This is a genomic window from Flavobacterium sp. KACC 22763 (assembly GCF_028736155.1).
Lineage (GTDB): Bacteria > Bacteroidota > Bacteroidia > Flavobacteriales > Flavobacteriaceae > Flavobacterium.
Window position 1 is genome coordinate 3,060,879 of the sequence record NZ_CP117879.1, and the last position, 15,579, is coordinate 3,076,457.

Below are 15,579 nucleotides of genomic sequence, written 5' to 3' on the forward strand. Positions count from 1 at the left end.
ATTTAATAAAATGAAAAAAGAGAATAAATCAGTAATCATTTGGTTACTATCGGGTTGTGTTTTATTGTTTTTAATGGTTGTCGTGGGCGGAATTACGCGTTTGACCAATTCAGGTTTATCTATGACCGACTGGCATTTGGTAACTGACACATTTCCACCTCTAACAGAAGCCAAATGGCAAGCCGCTTTTGACGAATACAAGAAATTTCCAGAATATCAGAAAATCAATATTCATAACGATTTTCAATTAGCCGATTATAAATTCATTTATTTCTGGGAATGGTTTCACCGTTTCATCGGGCGTATTATTGGTTTGGTTTTCTTTGTGCCGTTTGTTTACTTTTTAGCCAAAAAGAAATTAGATACTCCAACTATTAAAAAATGTATTGTTCTTTTGGCAATGGGAGCTTTCCAAGGATTCTTAGGTTGGTTCATGGTAAGAAGCGGATTAATTGACAATCCAGATGTAAGTCATTTTAGACTTTCACTTCACTTGACTTTTGCGTTTATCACTTTCGCTTATACACTTTGGGTAGCATTAGATTTGATTTATCCTGAAAGAAATATCAACAAGATTTTACCTCTTAGAAATATTGCTCGTTATGCTTTGGCAGCTCTTCTTATCCAGATTATTTACGGCGGATTTGTGGCTGGACTAAATGCTGGATTAATTCACAATCATTGGCCTTTAATGAGCGACGGAGAATTTATTCACGAATCGGTTTTTATTGAGCAGTCTTCTTTAGTCAAAAATTTAATCGAAGGAAAAAGTGGGGTTCAGTTTGTACACAGAACTTTTGCTTACGTTGTTGTGGCCATTATTCTTTTCCTTTTCTTTAAAAGCAAAAAATATACGCTTACTCACACGCAGGCAAACGGAATCAAAACTTTAGTTGTTTTTGTTTTCATTCAGTTCTTGCTTGGCGTTTTCACTTTATTATACAGTGTTCCTTTGGCTTTAGGATTAATTCACCAAATTATGGCATTTTTCCTTTTAAGTGCTATGACGTATACATTGCACCGTTTGAGCAAATAAAACAAGAAATATTAAAAACATAAAAGAGCCTTAAAAAATTTTAAGGCTCTTTTTTTATGATATCGACTTTAATCAAATGAATTAAAATCTGCTAAATTTCTTGCTTTAATTAATGTTTTTTATCCCAACCAAGCTTTAAAATCCTGTACCTTCTCTCGGCTTACAATTACCTCATCATCTTTATAACTTGGTAGAATAACTTTTAAACGTGAATTGGTATAAACTTGAATTTCCTTGATTGCTTTTAACGGAACAATAAATTTTCTGCTTACGCGAAAGAAATCCTTTTTGTCCAGTTCTTGTTCTAAGATTTCCAAAGTCGAATCTATCAGATAATCACGATTGTCGTACGTATGAATATAAGTTCCTTTATTTTCACTGAAAAAACATTCGATTTCTTCTGTAGTAATAACTTTTAAATGCTGACCAATTTTAACTGTAAATCTCTTTTTATACGTTTTTTCAAAAGGGTTTGACAGCATTTGGCGAATCTGTTCAAAATCTAATTGCATATTTGAAGATTCTGCTGCAGCTTTTGGAAGACGTGATTTGAATTTTGAAACCGCTGTTTCAAGATCATCTTCGTCAATCGGTTTTAGAAGATAATCTATACTGTTTAATTTGAAAGCTTTTAAAGCATATTCATCGTAGGCAGTAGTAAAAATAATAGCACTTTTAATGTCTATTTTTTCAAAGATTTCAAACGATAAACCATCCGATAATTGGATATCCAAAAAAATCAAATCAGGATGCGGATTATTTTCAAACCAATGAACCGATTCTTCAACAGAGTGAAGCATGGTTTCTACAGTTACTTCTAACTTTTCAAGTTTTCTCTGCAACAGTCTTGCAGCAGGTTTTTCGTCTTCTATAATTAATGTGATCATTTACTATAATGTGAAATTTGAAAAAAATATGAATTCAAAGTTACTCCCATTTATTTTTATTTGCTGCATCTCTTTCCATGTATTTTTGGATTTTTCTTTTCTCCCAATCTGGCCCAAAAATCCAATCGGCACCAAAAACAGATAATGCGTGAGCTAATAAACCAATTCCCCAAAAAAATGCAGTAGAATAAGTATGCCATTCTGTTAAGCCACTTAAATCCATTACCAGTAGACCTGCAGATTTGTCTCGAGTCAAACTCGATACAATGATGATAATATTTACAATAATGAAAATTTTCAAATGCGAGTAAAATCTTTTAAGTCTTTTTACTCTTCTATAAGCTGCATTGTAATTTGGATCGTCTGTATACTCTCCAAAATGATGTCTTGCATAATCTTCGTACATTTCTCTTCTAAAACGTCCCATAACTATATTTTGATTATTTCCACTTGTTTTTATTCTGTTTTTCCTTCTCCATAAACTCTTTGATTTTTCTTTCTTCCCATTCCTTACCCATTCCTGGAAAAACCTCAAAGACTTTTAATCCGTGAAAAACAACTCCAACTCCCCACCACAGCAATGGCCAGAAAAACCATAAATAGCTTGGTGATGTATATAAATTGATAAAAATCAAAATTGCATTTACTAATATATATGCTAGAAGATTTCCGTAAAACCCTTTAATGTTTTCAACCTTCTTTTTGGCTTGGATATATTTTTCTTCGTCGCTTAAATTCCTTTCCATAACTATTCCCATTTTTGTTTTTTATATTTCTTTTCTAAAATGCTTCTTAATTTTCGTTCTTCCCATTCTTGCCCAAAAATCTTGTAAGAAGCAAACAAATCTATTGCAGAGCCAACTACAACAGCCGACCAAATAATTACAACGACCCAATTTAAATATCTAATTGGAAAAAATTGCAGTGGCAAATTGGTATATTCTTTTAAAAGAAAAAGGATCATTGCAATGGCATAAACAAACAAATGCTTATAAAAATATTTTAACTGAATCACTTTTTTGGTTGCCAAATCTTTCAAAATGGTTTCTTCTTGCTCGTTATTCAAATCTGTTTCCATGACTATTTTCTAAACGTTGCTGATTTTCTTTTTCTAGAATTTCTCTTATTTTTTTCTCTTCCCATTTCTTATTAAAGAAAGGCGGTAGACTAAAAACTTTCAATCCGTGTAAAACAATTGCTATTCCCCAGCCCATCACAGACCATATCCACCATAGATATTCTGGAGAAGTCATATAATTTACAACAATCACAATCGGGTTGCATAAAGCGTAGACAGTCAAATGCTCGTAAAATCCTCTTATCTCTTTTACTTTTTTCTGAGCATCATAATAACGAACTGTTTCTGTGAAATCTTTTTCCATTACTTCCACGTTTTTTGCTTGTTGTCTTTCTCTAAAATTTCGCGAATTTTTCTTTCTTCCCAATCTGAGCTGTATCCAAAAACTTTAAAAGCATGCATGGCAACTCCAAATCCCCAGCCTAAAGCCGAAAACCAAAACCATTGAAATCCTGGCGAAAATTTTAAATTAATAAAGATCAAAAACGGAATCACACAGCAATACGAAATGATATTTCCGTAAAATCCTTTCAATTCTTCTACTCTTTTTTTAGCTCTATAATAAGCTTTTGCTTCATCGGTATATTCTGCACTCATTTCCATAACGGCAATTTGTTTTGTTAAAATTGGAATTCTAACTGTGAAATTCTTTCCATCTTCCTCAATCTTCACTTTTCTATCCGTTATAATTCCGTATCTGTTTACAATATTCTGCAGTCCGACACCTTGCCTATCCTGCAAAACTTCTTTTTTCTGAAGATCATTCTGAATGGCCAGATAATCTTTATCAATAAAAATTCTAATATGAAGCGGTTTTTGTTCGCTCACCACATTGTGTTTTACAGTATTCTCCAGTAAAAGCTGTAAAGAAAGCGGCACCACTTTGGCCTCTGGATTGATATTTTCTGTTGGCAATTCGTAAAACAAACTATTTTCAAAACGCATTTTCAGCAAATTCATATAGGTTTTTGCAAACGACAACTCGTCTTCAACCGAAACCAATTCTTTGTCTTTCTGTTCTAAAACATATCGATAAATTTTAGATAACGAAGTAGTAAAACGCTGCGCATTATCTGGATTTTCTTCTATTAAAGAACTAAGAACATTTAAGCTGTTGAAAAGAAAATGCGGGTCGATCTGGTTTTTTAAACTTTCAAATTTGGCATTTGCTGTTCCTGCAATAATTTTCTGCTGTGTTACTTTGTTTTCCTGATAGAGTTTATAAAAATTAAGTCCATGAAAAAACAATAAAACAATAAAAGTCATTACTGCAGATTCTATGTAATTTTCAGCCTTTTCATTTGCTAAAAAACCAATAATTGTCTTATTCTCGATTATTACACTTGTAAACAAACGCAACACTCCAATAACAATCATCGATACTAAAAAAGAACTTGCAAAACCAATTAAAATTCTCTTTACTGAATATGGATTTTCTCTAAAGACTCTATCTAAAAAATCAAAAAGAACAACGTTTACGATATACAAAACCACACTGTAAAGCATGCAGTACAAGAAATAAATGTAAAGATTCTTGTTAAAGACTGCTGTTCCTAAAGAAGCAAACCGAATTAGAAAAGAGAACAAAAATACTATTCCTCCAACTAAGCATGCTTTTAACAAATTAGGTTTTAATATCATCATATTTTATACTACTGAATTATTTACAAGTTTTCTGAATTTCTAAAGCTCTATCCAATCCCCATTTTGGAGAATAAGGTGTTGCTGGTTTAAAAGTATTAAAAAGTTCAATAGATTTATCAACTTGCGCGCATAAAGGTTTTGTATCTACTCCTGTCCATTTTGCTCCTCCTATTTGATAATCTGCTTCACCAAAAACTGCTCTCGGATTATTTGGATCTAATGCTTTAGCTTTTGCGTAAGCTTCCATCACTTTAGCAGAATATTTCATTCCGTTTGTCATTGGATCTGCCACAACATATCCTGTATAAATTAAAGCCTGCATTACATACAATTCAGAATTGGCTTGGTCTTTAATCAATTCAATGTCCAATGCGTCTTGCGCTTTTGTCAATAACAAATCGATTTTTGTTTTGTCTTTTTCTGTAAATACAGCTGTTGCATTAATTAAAGCTACGTAATAATTTGGCAAATAACTGTTTTTTTCTGCCGCGGCGATTCTTTCAAACAATGCAGAAGCTTCAGTATTTTTTCCTTCTTTCCAAAGTCCGAATGCTTTGTTCATTCCTTGTTCAAATTGTGTTTGAGCTGAACTTATTACTACTACAAATAGTGCAATTAAAGTGATGATTTTTTTCATTTTATAAGTTATTTAATGGTTTGTTTATATGGATTAGTTATTTGTTTGTTTAGAATACAATTTCAATTTTTGAATCTTTAGTGACATTAAATTTAGCATCTTGATATGATGGAGGTCCCATAAATCCTTTAGCATTGTTTGAAGCTGCATATTCTTCTGATGGAGCTCCCATTGCATTTCTATCAAGCTTTCCGTTGATGTTTTCATCATGATAAGTTGAAATTGCATATTCTCCAGCTGGAAGATTTTCAAAAGTTACAACCGCCTGATTGTTTTTAATTTCCGAAGCCAAACTTTTGTAAGTTGTTTTAAGGAAAGTTCCGTCTGAATTATATAGTCCTACTTTAACAACGCCTGTATCATTTTTTAAACCTGAAACGGCAACAGTTAATTTTACATTTTGAGCAGACATTAAGCTGCAGATAAATAAGATAGTTATTGTAATAATTTTGGTCATAATTTCTTTTTTTTTAAAGTTTCTAAGTTACTAAGGTTCTGAGATTCAAAGTTTTTCTTTTTAAGCTTCTGAGGTACTGAGTTGCTAAGTTTCTAAGTTTTTTTTCTTAGAATCTTAGAGTCTTAGCAACTTATTCTCTCGAATTTAATTGATGATTAAAACTCTTTTTTTTGCCTCTAAGTTTTTAAGAAATCTAAGTTTCAAAGCTTTTTAAACTTAGAATCTCAGAATCTTAGCCACTTAGCGACTTTTTAATTTATACTTCAAAAGTATGCTGGTTTTTAGTCTTTTAAAATTAAATGATACTGAGTTGTTGATTTTTGATGATGAATTGTTTTTTTTTAAGTTGATAAGGTTCTGAGGGACTATCCAGATAGTTATCGGGACTAAGTTTTTATGGCAAAAACCTTAGCAACTTAGAACCTTAGTATCTTAGCATCTATACCTCGAACTACAAGTTTTTCAACTGATTCTCGTTCTTATTCTGGCTGATTGTCCAAAAGAAACCTACAAAGAAGAATCTGTCTGCTGTTGGCACTACGGCTTGCCTTTGATATACTCCGCTTGCATCTGGTGTTTTAGCATAATCATATCCGAAGATATTTTGAGTTCCTAAAACATTTGAAACTGAGAAATAAAGGATTTTTTGTGTTGTTAATAAATACGCCCAGCTAAAACTTAAACTATTATACGATTTTGTTTTTCCGTTCATAAACTGTGTTTGGTTCGGATCGTTGTACGGACGTCCAGTGCTGAAACTATTTGTTAAACTCGCCTGAGATTTCCAGTCTGTAATAAAATATTTTGCCACAACAGATAAGTTATGATTGGCAATAAAACTTGGAGTTGCCATGTTTGGAAAGTTTTTATATTGTCTTTCTGAATCGATATAAGAATATGAAATCCAATATTCTAAGTTTTTATACAAATTGCTGTCTCTCCAAAATAAATCCAATCCTTTTGCATAACCCGATCCGTTGTTATTGAAAACTGAATTGTATTGAATATCTCTCGTATCGTACTGCACCAAATTGCTGTAATCTTTGTAATAAGCCTCTGCTCTAAGTGTTTGTCCTGGTCTTGTAAACGTATAATTGAAAATATAATGTCTTGCTTTCTCACTTTCAAACTGATGGTATTTAGAAAATTTAATGTAATCTACAACCGGTGTTTGAGAATAATCTCCGTAAGCAAAAGAGAACTGGCTATTTTTTGAAGCTTTATATCCTAATGAAGCTCTTGGTGCAATATTGTTTTCGTTTAATAAACTGTTGTTTGAATATCTCAAACCAACTTTCAACGCTAATTTTTTAGAAAATAAAATATCACCTTCAGTATACGCTGCAAAAATGTTCGAATCGTAACCATTTGTAACATTAAGGGAAATATTATCGGCTACGTTTTCATCGTATTTTGTAATGAAATAATCGCTTCCGAAAGACAATTTAAAAAAGTTTGAAAATTTCTTGCTTAACTTCAGTTTCAACTGCGCTGCATTTTCTTGACTATCAATTCCTGTAATATCATATTTCAGTTTGTTTTTGCTGTAACCGTAACTCACTCCAGAAGTAATTTGCCATCCCGTTCCAAAACTTCCTTTATAAGATGAATTCAAATAGAAGTTATTGTTGTTCATATCTGTTCGAATCGGATTCTCGAAATTGACATTTTTCTGATTCAAGTCAAACTTTTCAGAATCAAAAGAAGCATACAGCTTAAATATTCCGTTTGTGAAATTGTATCTATAAACGGTTTCACCTCCAAGTGATTGATACGGATTATTCCACTCTACGTTTTGCGGAATAACAGCTTGATAAGGCGCTAAATTCACATACATCATATTTACACTCAATGAACTTTTTTTGAATTTCTGCGTATTTCCTAAACTCAAACCAACCGTCATAAGCCCAATATCTGTTTTATCATGATCCTCTTCGTCTTGTGTATTTAGAAGCAAAACACTCGACAAGGCTTCACCATATTCTGCAGAATAACCACCTGTAGAAAATGCGATTCCGCTAAACAAAAAAGGAGAAAAACGGCTTCTTGTTGGTAAGTTATTTGTAGTTGCGCCATAAGGCTGCGCTACACGAATTCCGTCAACAAAAGTCTGTGTTTCGCTGGCTTCTCCTCCACGTACAAACAAACGCCCATCTTCTCCAACAGTTTGAGTTCCTGGCAAAGTCTGCAATGCAGCCACAATATTTCCAGCAGAACCTGCTGTTGTAACAATATCTAAAGGCTTTAAAACAGAAACTCTTGCTTTATCTCCAGATTCTAAAGTTCCAGCAGTAATGACAACCGCATCTAGAGTATTAACGTTCTCTCTTAATTTTACCGTTTGATCTTTATAATTTGTAACATCAATTTCTTGCTTGTAAGTTTCGAAAAGTAAAAAGCTTACTACTAAAAATTTATTTCCAATTTCTGTAGTTTCAAAAGAAAACGCTCCTGTTTCAGAACTTGTCGCTCCATCGTAAGTTCCGTCAATATATATATTTGCTCCAACAACAGGTTTTCCTTTTTGATCAACTACTTTTCCAGAAATAGTATTTTGAGCAAAAATTAAAACTGTAAAAAATAAAAAGCTTATTGTAAAAAATAATTTGGTTTTCATGTCATCTTTGGTTTTTGATGAAGCAAATGTATTTTAACAATTCATGTTAAAAAATATATAATAACCCAATTGTAGATTTTCGAGGATGAGTTGTAAAATACTAATTTGTATCTTAGCTAACGTGTTTCTAAAAACTATTAACTATGTCAGAAAGTAAAAGAGTTTCGAATTTGTATCAATCCATTTATAATGGAAATCCATGGCTTGAAGTGACCTTAGCAGATACTTTAAAAGATGTAACTGCAGCTCAGGCTTATAAAAAAATCAACCCTAACTTAAACACAATTTGGGAAATTGTCAATCACCTAATACAATGGAGAAGAAATATACTAAAGCGTGTTCAAGGAGAAATAATTACAACTCCCGATCATAATTATTTTGTACCCATTTTAGATTCATCTGAACCCGCTTGGGAACAATCACTGCAAAGTCTGGCAAAATCTCAGGAATTATGGAGTGCTTGCCTGAATGATTTTAATGATGAAGATTTCGAGAAAATAGATCTAAACAATAATCATAATTTTTATGAAGACATTCACGGAATCATTCAACATGACGTGTATCATTTGGGACAAATTGTTATTTTGAAAAAACTGCTTTAAAAATACTTAATCATGAAAAAGCCACTTCTAGTTTTTGTTTTTTTAGTAATGAGTGCAATCGGCTTTTCACAAGAAACCGAAGTGAAATATGATGAAGCTCTAGCGAAATCGCTCCATGCCGACGAATACGGAATGAAGAAATATGTTTTCTGTCTTCTAAAATCAGGAAGTAATACAACCGCTTCTAAAGAAGAAACCAAAAAACTTTTTGCAGGCCACATGGAGAATATTGGAAAACTCGCCAAAGAAGGAAAACTGGCTGTTGCCGGACCTTTCATGAAAAATGATCGAAATTATCGTGGCATTTATATTTTTAATGTAGAAACGATTGAAGAAGCCAAAGCTCTTGTTGCTACCGATCCAGCAATAAAAGCCAATTTACTCGAAGCCGAATTAACGCCTTGGTATTGCTCTGCCGCTTTGCAGGAAATTCCGAAAATGCATGAAAAAATTGCCAAGACGAAAATGTAAAATATGAAAACAGAAAAAGAAAAAATGATCTCTGGCGAATATTACAACGCCTTTGATCCTGAATTATTAAAAGGTCGCCGTGCGGCAAAAAACCTTTTACACAGCTTGAATGTAAAAGAATATAGAGTTACCAAAAAAGCAAAAGAGATTTTAAAAGAATTAATTCCAAATGCTGGAGCTGGTTTATATATTGAACCTCCTTTTCATTGTGATTATGGGTACAATATTTTTGCTGGAGAAAATGTTTATTTTAATGTGAACTGTGTGGTTTTGGACTGTGCGCCCGTAACAATCGGATCAAATGTGTTTATTGCGCCAAATGTTCAAATTTATACCGCTTCTCATCCGCTTGACGCTGAATTACGAAAAACATTAGAAAATGCTTATCCTGTTACAATTGGAGACGATTGTTGGATTGGCGGAAATTCTGTTATCTGCCCTGGCGTAACAATCGGAAAAAGATGTGTTATTGGTGCTGGATCTGTGGTTACAAAAGATATTCCAGACAATTCGCTTGCTGTTGGAAATCCAGCAAAAGTTATTCGAAAATTAAATCAAGAATCTGAATCAAAATCATAATGCTTACCCTTAATAAAGTTCATCATATTGCCATCTTATGTTCCGATTACGAAAAATCGAAATATTTCTACACTCAGATTTTAGGTTTAACCATTATTCGTGAAATTTACCGTGAAGAACGCCAATCGTACAAATTAGATTTGGCTTTGAATGGCTCTTATGTTGTCGAATTATTTTCATTTCCAAATCCGCCGCAAAGACCTTCAAGACCTGAGGCGGTTGGTTTAAGACATTTGGCTTTTGAAGTCATTAATCTGGAAGAAACGATTGCTTTTTTAAATTCAAAAAATATAGAATCAGAACCGATCAGAGTTGATGAAACGACAGAAAAACGTTTCACTTTTATTACCGATCCGGATTTGTTGCCAATTGAGTTTTACGAGAGATAAATTAAGTTATTTTTTAATCTCGCAAAGTCGCAGAGTCGCAAAGAATTTACTTAAAAAACTTTGCGACTCTGCGACTTTGCGAGCAATTTCTCTTCATTTTGCCAAGTAAAACACACGACAGAATTTTCCTGTTTATATTCATTTTAACACACTAAAATGAAGATTTCCTAGAAAAAACCGAATTTGATGCTTAATTTTGTAATCCGCAGAAAAAAAATGCGGAATTCTCAAACTTATAATGATGAACAAAAGGGCGCAAATCAAAAAAAATCATCAATTAATCAAATTTCGAAAATTAGTTATTGTTTCTATCTTAATTGGCTTCCTTTCTGCCTTTCTCGGAATTTCACTAAAAAAAATAACCGAATATTACGAAGAAATCTTCTTTCACGAAGTTTCGGTTCATCCCATTTTTTACATCATATTTCCTGTTTTTGGTTTGTCGGTAATTTATTTCCTAAGACAATATCTTTTTAAGAAAAAAGAAAACAAAGGAATCAAAGAAGTTTTTGAAAGTACAGCATCAAAATCTAAAAATCTACCTTCTTATAAAATTCCATCACATTTCATAAACGGATTACTAACTGTTATTTTCGGAGGTTCTACAGGAATTGAAGTTTCTACCGTTGTAGCCACAGCAACTATTGGTTCTGTTGCTCACGAAAAAGAAAATGTTTTCCGTCAATACAAAACAGAACTAATCTGCGCGGGAGTTGCGGCGGGAGTCACAGCACTTTTCAGCAGTCCGATTGCAGGAGTTTTATTTGCTTTCGAAGTAATTTCCAGAAAAGTAACACGAGCATTTATCATTTCAAATTTAATTGCCGTTTCTATCGCATTTGGTTTATTGACCATTTTAAAAGAAGAGCCATTATTTGCGGTTTCAATTACAACATGGAATTTAAAAGCGATTCCGTACTTTATTCTTTTAGGAATTTTAGCGGGAATGAATTCGGTTTATCTGACACGTTGCGTTTTATTCTTCAAATCTCAATTTGGAAAAATCGATACGCATTATTACAAAATCATTCTAGGATCTGCTGTTTTAAGCCTTTCGTTATTCTTTTTTCCACAATTATACGGAGAAGGTTATCATGCCATTAAAGGAATTTTCGGAAATGTGCATCAAGCTCAATTGACCATTACTTTAGCGCTGACTTTCATCGGAATTTTAATTCTAAAACCAATTGTAACTTCAATTACGTTGGCTTCTGGCGGTGACGGCGGTGTTTTTGCACCAAGCTTATTTATCGGAGCATTTTTGGGATTATTGCTGGCTTCTATCTTAAACAGCTTTTTCCATGTAAATGTAATTCCGGTTAACTTTATGATTATTGGAATGGCGGCGGTTCTAAGTGCCAGCATTCATGCTCCTTTTACAGCAATATTTTTAGTTTGCGGATTAACAAACGATTATACTTTGTTTTTCCCAATTCTTGTAGTTTGTTTAATATCAAAATACACTGCAAAAACAATTTATCCGTATACTGTATACAGTTATTCCCCAAGCCTAATTAAATAACCTCAAACCGACAAGCTACAGATTCACAAAGCAATAAAGTCTGATAACATACCGCAAAGTATATTTAAAAACATAACGAGCAAAATAATACCACATACTATGCCCACTGAAAAAATAAAAAGAAGCTATCGCAAAACACGTTACATTCTTTACAAAGAAACCTTAATAGACTATAAGGAACACTTTTGGTCATTTTTAGGTTCATTTATTGGAATCGGAATTTTGGCTTACGTTCAATCCATACATTTTTCTGGTCCTGATGCGGTTTATTTAATTGGCTCTTTCGGAGCTTCGAGCGTATTGGTTTACGGAATTATCCAGAGTCCGTTTTCTCAGCCTCGAAATTTAGTCGGTGGACACGTAATTTCGGCTCTTGTTGGAGTTACAGTCAATAAACTGGTTCCTGATATTATGTGGATTGCTGCGCCTTTAGCGGTTTCAATCGCCATTATTTTAATGCAGATTACCAAAACGCTTCATCCGCCAGGAGGAGCAACGGCTTTAATTGCAGTTATTGGAACAGAAAAAGTAAAAGCTCTTGGTTATATGTATGTTCTTTCCCCAGTTTTCACAGGAGTTATGATTTTACTTTTGACAGCCTTGGTTTTTAACAATATGACTTCAAGCAGAAGCTATCCAAGTCACAGCACTTATCACAAACATTATCATAAAATTAGAAAAAGACTGGCGAGAAAGTAATTTTGTTTTCCGTCTTAGTGTCACCCTGAGCGAAGTCGAATGGCGTTCCAATTGGAAAAGGGCTTCGACTTCGCTCAGCCTGACAAACTAATTGAAAATCAATTTTCTAAAATCTTTTCAACAAATCACGATTCGTAATTCGTATTTCGTTTTTTATATTTTACCTTTGACCTCTCAATAAAAACAAAGATTATGGTTTATAAATTTAGAGTTATTCTAGACGCCGAAGAAGATATTTTTAGAGACATTGCTATTCTTGAGGAAGATACACTTGAGGATTTACACAATGCAATCTTCAATGCTTTTGGCTTTGACGGATCAGAAGTGGCTTCATTTTATACTTGTGATGATACATGGAATCAAGAAGATGAAATTCCGCTTTTTGATACAGGAGATGTTCCTGGCGAAATGAGAACCATGAACGATTATCCGTTATCTAGTATTTTAGACAAAGAAAATACAAAGATTATCTACGTTTACGATTTCATCAGCATGTGGACTTTCTTAGTCGAATTGGCTGCTATCGAAGATGAAACTGTTGGAGCAACTTACCCTGAAACTCTATTCTCTCACGGTGAAATGCCAGATGAAGCTCACGAAAAAAACTTCGAAGCTGATGACATGCACGACGATATCTACGGAGAATTTGAAGACGACCTAGACGAAGACGATCTTGATATGTTCGAAGGTGATGACAGCTTTGAAGATTATGGATTTGAGGAGAATTGGAACTAACGTCAAGTTGCTAAGACTCTAAGACTCTAAGATTCTGAGTTTTTAACATTTGAACGAATTTTCTTATTTTTGAATTTATTTTAAAAAATAAGTTAATGAGTCATTTTAGAAAGATTTTGGTCTGGCAGAAATCAATTTCCTTAGTTACAAAAGTTTATAAAGTAACAAGAACTTTTCCAAAAGAAGAAACTTTTGGATTAACTTCGCAAATACGCCGAAGTTCAGTATCAATTCCAAGTAACATTGCAGAAGGATCTGGAAGAGAAAGTAATAAAGATTTTTTACGGTTTTTATATATTTCTCTAGGCTCCTTATTTGAAATGCAGACCCAACTTGAAATTGCAAAAAATATAATTTATATAAACGAAGAAGAATTTAACCTTTTATATGAGGACAGTAGAGAGATCGAAAGAATGTTAGCGTCGTTAATCAAAAAATTAAAAGACACTATCTAAAAAACTTAGTATCTTAGAAACTTAGAATCTCAGCAACTCAAAAAAATGATCAACTTATTCAACACCCACATCGACACGCTGTCAATACACCGCGTAGGAAACAAAAGCCGTAACGAAGCGATTTTTTTATCGGAGCAGCCGTTTAATTTAAATGACGAGATTGTTCCTTTGATAAAAGAATTCTTTTTTAAGCCTTTTAGAGAAAAAGAAGAAAACTATTATCAGTTTGCACACGAAGTGGACTTGGACTACAACGACATGTTTAAATATGCAACTGAGATTTTTGCTAATCCGTCAAATGTTCATGAGGTTTCTAAAAACATCACAAAACATTTATATGAGCAGTCAAATCACCCGCACATTAAAAATGGAGAGGTTTACGTAACCTATTTAACAAACCTAAGTATTGACAACAATGTTGTTGATGCAATTGGAATTTTTAAAAGTGAGTTACAAGCAGACTTTTTACAGTTTGAAGAAAATAACAGCAACCTTGAGATGATTTTACAACAGGGAATCAACCTGAATAAATTGGATAAAGGATGTTTGATTTTCAACTACAAAAAAGAAGAAGGATATAAAATCCTTACTGTAGACAGCAACCGTTATGATGCGCGTTACTGGTTAGAGCACTTTTTATCTGTTGACGCTTTTGAAGATGAAAATTTCATCACTAAAAAATATTTGAAATTCTGTCAAAACTTCGCAAAAGACGTGGTTTTGCCAGCCGAAGACAAGAAAGAGGAAGTAATGTTTATGAACCGATCTGTGAATTATTTCGCTAAAAATGATCAGTTTGAAGAACAAAATTTCTTGAATGAAGTACTAGACAATCCTGATTTGATTCCTGAATTTAAAAACTATAAAGTTGATAAAGGAGAAAAATACAGCATCGAAGATGTAACCTCATTCCCTATTGCCAACGCAGCAGTTTCTGACGCTAGAAAATCGATTAAAAACGTAATTAATTTGGATACTCACATTCAGATTAAAATGGATTTCATCAATCCTGAAAGTGCAGAAAAATTTGTTGAAAAAGGCTGGGATGAAGAAAAACAAATGTATTACTACTTAGTTTACTTCAACAAAGAAGAGAAAAGCTAAGAAGTTTTCATTTTCTATTACTTACTTAATACAAAAAAAGGCAATTACAAATGTAATTGCCTTTTTTTATTCCAACTGATTTTCTAAAATAAAGCGAAAATTGATTTTAAAATATCATCGTAAACCTGTTTATCTTTTTCACCGGCACGAGCCAAAACTCGAATTCCAGAATAATTATTAAAGATAAATCGTGCTAGTGATCTCGCATCTTGTCTATAAGAAATCTGACCTAAGTCCTGCCCTTTTTTTACAGCATTACAAAAAATGTCTTCTACTACCTTTTGGTTATCATGAACAATTTTTGCAATTTCAGGATCATGCATCGCAAGTTCGACTGCCGAATTTACCATAAAACAGCCTTTTGTAATTCGATCTTGAAGACTTTCTATAACAGCTTGTTTGAATATATCAGTTAAAGCAGTTTTGATATTTTCAGCATTTTCAAAAAGCTCATTGAGACTATCTAGATTTTGCTTTTGATATCGTTTTAATGACTTTACAAAAAGCTTTTGCTTATCTCCAAAAGTATCATACAAACTAGAACGGCTTAATCCTAAATGATTTACCAAATCTTGTGCAGAAGTTCCGTTGTAACCTTTGTGCCAAAAAATCTCAATTGCTTTATCTAAAGCCTGATCTTCATTAAATTCTTTCGTTCTAGCCATGA

General features: G+C 33.0%; 20 protein-coding genes. 10 read left to right on the top strand and 10 right to left on the bottom strand.

Going from position 1 to position 15,579, the window contains the following annotated elements:
- The first annotated feature begins 10 nt into the window (after positions 1–10).
- Positions 11–1,036 carry a COX15/CtaA family protein gene (locus PQ463_RS12305; protein ID WP_274253967.1) on the top strand — a complete coding sequence of 342 codons (1,026 nt, stop codon included), beginning with the start codon at positions 11–13 and terminating at the stop codon, positions 1,034–1,036.
- 119 nt (positions 1,037–1,155) lie between these two features.
- On the opposite strand, the gene PQ463_RS12310 is transcribed toward PQ463_RS12305, so the two are convergent.
- The 9 genes from PQ463_RS12310 to PQ463_RS12350 all read right to left on the bottom strand — a co-directional run bounded on the left by PQ463_RS12310 (position 1,156) and on the right by PQ463_RS12350 (position 8,356).
- The gene (locus PQ463_RS12310) at positions 1,156–1,923 is read right to left on the bottom strand and encodes a LytR/AlgR family response regulator transcription factor (protein ID WP_274253968.1); all 768 of its coding nucleotides are present in this window, start codon (positions 1,921–1,923) and stop codon (positions 1,156–1,158) included.
- A 40-nt stretch (positions 1,924–1,963) separates the two neighbouring features.
- Positions 1,964–2,350 (bottom strand): 2TM domain-containing protein, encoded by a 387-nt coding sequence (locus PQ463_RS12315; RefSeq protein ID WP_274253969.1) that lies wholly within the window; start codon positions 2,348–2,350, stop codon positions 1,964–1,966.
- Positions 2,351–2,363: 13 nt separating this feature from the next.
- Entirely contained in the window at positions 2,364–2,681 is a 318-nt protein-coding gene (locus PQ463_RS12320; RefSeq protein ID WP_443135183.1) for a 2TM domain-containing protein, read from the bottom strand.
- A complete protein-coding gene (locus PQ463_RS12325; RefSeq protein ID WP_274253971.1) occupies positions 2,672–3,001 on the bottom strand; it encodes a 2TM domain-containing protein in 330 nt (109 codons plus the stop codon). Before PQ463_RS12325 ends, PQ463_RS12320 begins: the two co-directional genes overlap by 10 nt.
- Positions 2,982–3,305: a 2TM domain-containing protein gene (locus PQ463_RS12330; protein WP_274253972.1), complete on the bottom strand. Its 324-nt coding sequence runs from the start codon at positions 3,303–3,305 to the stop codon at positions 2,982–2,984. The genes PQ463_RS12325 and PQ463_RS12330 overlap by 20 nt, the downstream gene beginning before the upstream one ends.
- Entirely contained in the window at positions 3,305–4,642 is a 1,338-nt protein-coding gene (locus PQ463_RS12335) for a 2TM domain-containing protein (RefSeq protein WP_111426588.1), read from the bottom strand. Before PQ463_RS12335 ends, PQ463_RS12330 begins: the two co-directional genes overlap by 1 nt.
- Before the next feature lie 19 nt (positions 4,643–4,661).
- Positions 4,662–5,282 (bottom strand): hypothetical protein, encoded by a 621-nt coding sequence (locus PQ463_RS12340; protein WP_274253973.1) that lies wholly within the window; start codon positions 5,280–5,282, stop codon positions 4,662–4,664.
- 49 nt (positions 5,283–5,331) lie between these two features.
- Positions 5,332–5,739 carry a DUF2141 domain-containing protein gene (locus PQ463_RS12345; RefSeq protein ID WP_274253974.1) on the bottom strand — a complete coding sequence of 136 codons (408 nt, stop codon included), beginning with the start codon at positions 5,737–5,739 and terminating at the stop codon, positions 5,332–5,334.
- Positions 5,740–6,190: 451 nt separating this feature from the next.
- Positions 6,191–8,356, bottom strand: coding sequence for a TonB-dependent receptor (locus tag PQ463_RS12350; RefSeq protein WP_274253975.1), 2,166 nt, complete (start codon positions 8,354–8,356; stop codon positions 6,191–6,193).
- Between the two features lie 143 nt (positions 8,357–8,499).
- Between PQ463_RS12350 and PQ463_RS12355 the strand changes: the two genes are divergently transcribed.
- The 9 genes from PQ463_RS12355 (at position 8,500) to PQ463_RS12395 (ending at position 14,912) form a co-directional block, all read left to right on the top strand.
- Positions 8,500–8,958 (top strand): DinB family protein, encoded by a 459-nt coding sequence (locus PQ463_RS12355; RefSeq protein WP_198856660.1) that lies wholly within the window; start codon positions 8,500–8,502, stop codon positions 8,956–8,958.
- A gap of 12 nt (positions 8,959–8,970) precedes the next feature.
- Positions 8,971–9,429 carry a YciI family protein gene (locus tag PQ463_RS12360; RefSeq protein WP_111378293.1) on the top strand — a complete coding sequence of 153 codons (459 nt, stop codon included), beginning with the start codon at positions 8,971–8,973 and terminating at the stop codon, positions 9,427–9,429.
- Between the two features lie 3 nt (positions 9,430–9,432).
- A complete protein-coding gene (locus tag PQ463_RS12365) occupies positions 9,433–10,008 on the top strand; it encodes a sugar O-acetyltransferase (protein ID WP_274253976.1) in 576 nt (191 codons plus the stop codon).
- Positions 10,008–10,397 (top strand): SMU1112c/YaeR family gloxylase I-like metalloprotein, encoded by a 390-nt coding sequence (gene gloA2, locus PQ463_RS12370; protein ID WP_274253977.1) that lies wholly within the window; start codon positions 10,008–10,010, stop codon positions 10,395–10,397. The genes PQ463_RS12365 and gloA2 overlap by 1 nt, the downstream gene beginning before the upstream one ends.
- Positions 10,398–10,635: 238 nt before the next feature.
- Complete coding sequence (locus tag PQ463_RS12375) at positions 10,636–11,919, top strand: chloride channel protein (protein WP_239457861.1); 1,284 nt, start codon at positions 10,636–10,638, stop codon at positions 11,917–11,919.
- A 99-nt stretch (positions 11,920–12,018) separates the two neighbouring features.
- The gene (locus tag PQ463_RS12380) at positions 12,019–12,618 is read left to right on the top strand and encodes an HPP family protein (RefSeq protein ID WP_111378298.1); all 600 of its coding nucleotides are present in this window, start codon (positions 12,019–12,021) and stop codon (positions 12,616–12,618) included.
- A 192-nt stretch (positions 12,619–12,810) separates the two neighbouring features.
- The gene (locus tag PQ463_RS12385; protein WP_260671019.1) at positions 12,811–13,353 is read left to right on the top strand and encodes an IS1096 element passenger TnpR family protein; all 543 of its coding nucleotides are present in this window, start codon (positions 12,811–12,813) and stop codon (positions 13,351–13,353) included.
- 95 nt (positions 13,354–13,448) lie between these two features.
- The gene (locus tag PQ463_RS12390; protein WP_132989753.1) at positions 13,449–13,808 is read left to right on the top strand and encodes a four helix bundle protein; all 360 of its coding nucleotides are present in this window, start codon (positions 13,449–13,451) and stop codon (positions 13,806–13,808) included.
- 45 nt (positions 13,809–13,853) lie between these two features.
- On the top strand, positions 13,854–14,912 hold the full coding sequence (locus PQ463_RS12395) for a nucleoid-associated protein (RefSeq protein WP_177212457.1): 1,059 nt from the start codon (positions 13,854–13,856) through the stop codon (positions 14,910–14,912).
- Between the two features lie 83 nt (positions 14,913–14,995).
- Here PQ463_RS12395 and PQ463_RS12400 read toward each other — a convergent pair whose 3' ends face one another.
- Positions 14,996–15,577, bottom strand: a complete 582-nt coding sequence (locus PQ463_RS12400; protein ID WP_274253981.1) for a TetR/AcrR family transcriptional regulator — start codon at positions 15,575–15,577, stop codon at positions 14,996–14,998.
- Between the last annotated feature and the right edge of the window lie 2 nt (positions 15,578–15,579).

Bases quoted from the DNA above. Each gene is read 5' to 3' on its own strand.
- PQ463_RS12310 (WP_274253968.1), bottom strand. From the start codon at position 1,923: ATGATCACATTAATTATAGAAGACGAAAAACCTGCTGCAAGACTGTTG.
- PQ463_RS12335 (WP_111426588.1), bottom strand. From the start codon at position 4,642: ATGATATTAAAACCTAATTTGTTAAAAGCATGCTTAGTTGGAGGAATA.
- PQ463_RS12330 (WP_274253972.1), bottom strand. From the start codon at position 3,305: ATGGAAAAAGATTTCACAGAAACAGTTCGTTATTATGATGCTCAGAAA.
- PQ463_RS12325 (WP_274253971.1), bottom strand. From the start codon at position 3,001: ATGGAAACAGATTTGAATAACGAGCAAGAAGAAACCATTTTGAAAGAT.
- PQ463_RS12350 (WP_274253975.1), bottom strand. From the start codon at position 8,356: ATGAAAACCAAATTATTTTTTACAATAAGCTTTTTATTTTTTACAGTT.
- PQ463_RS12390 (WP_132989753.1), top strand. From the start codon at position 13,449: ATGAGTCATTTTAGAAAGATTTTGGTCTGGCAGAAATCAATTTCCTTA.
- PQ463_RS12305 (WP_274253967.1), top strand. From the start codon at position 11: ATGAAAAAAGAGAATAAATCAGTAATCATTTGGTTACTATCGGGTTGT.
- PQ463_RS12375 (WP_239457861.1), top strand. From the start codon at position 10,636: ATGATGAACAAAAGGGCGCAAATCAAAAAAAATCATCAATTAATCAAA.
- PQ463_RS12320 (WP_443135183.1), bottom strand. From the start codon at position 2,681: ATGGGAATAGTTATGGAAAGGAATTTAAGCGACGAAGAAAAATATATC.
- gloA2 (WP_274253977.1), top strand. From the start codon at position 10,008: ATGCTTACCCTTAATAAAGTTCATCATATTGCCATCTTATGTTCCGAT.
- PQ463_RS12345 (WP_274253974.1), bottom strand. From the start codon at position 5,739: ATGACCAAAATTATTACAATAACTATCTTATTTATCTGCAGCTTAATG.
- PQ463_RS12380 (WP_111378298.1), top strand. From the start codon at position 12,019: ATGCCCACTGAAAAAATAAAAAGAAGCTATCGCAAAACACGTTACATT.
- PQ463_RS12395 (WP_177212457.1), top strand. From the start codon at position 13,854: ATGATCAACTTATTCAACACCCACATCGACACGCTGTCAATACACCGC.
- PQ463_RS12315 (WP_274253969.1), bottom strand. From the start codon at position 2,350: ATGGGACGTTTTAGAAGAGAAATGTACGAAGATTATGCAAGACATCAT.
- PQ463_RS12385 (WP_260671019.1), top strand. From the start codon at position 12,811: ATGGTTTATAAATTTAGAGTTATTCTAGACGCCGAAGAAGATATTTTT.
- PQ463_RS12365 (WP_274253976.1), top strand. From the start codon at position 9,433: ATGAAAACAGAAAAAGAAAAAATGATCTCTGGCGAATATTACAACGCC.
- PQ463_RS12355 (WP_198856660.1), top strand. From the start codon at position 8,500: ATGTCAGAAAGTAAAAGAGTTTCGAATTTGTATCAATCCATTTATAAT.
- PQ463_RS12400 (WP_274253981.1), bottom strand. From the start codon at position 15,577: ATGGCTAGAACGAAAGAATTTAATGAAGATCAGGCTTTAGATAAAGCA.
- PQ463_RS12360 (WP_111378293.1), top strand. From the start codon at position 8,971: ATGAAAAAGCCACTTCTAGTTTTTGTTTTTTTAGTAATGAGTGCAATC.
- PQ463_RS12340 (WP_274253973.1), bottom strand. From the start codon at position 5,282: ATGAAAAAAATCATCACTTTAATTGCACTATTTGTAGTAGTAATAAGT.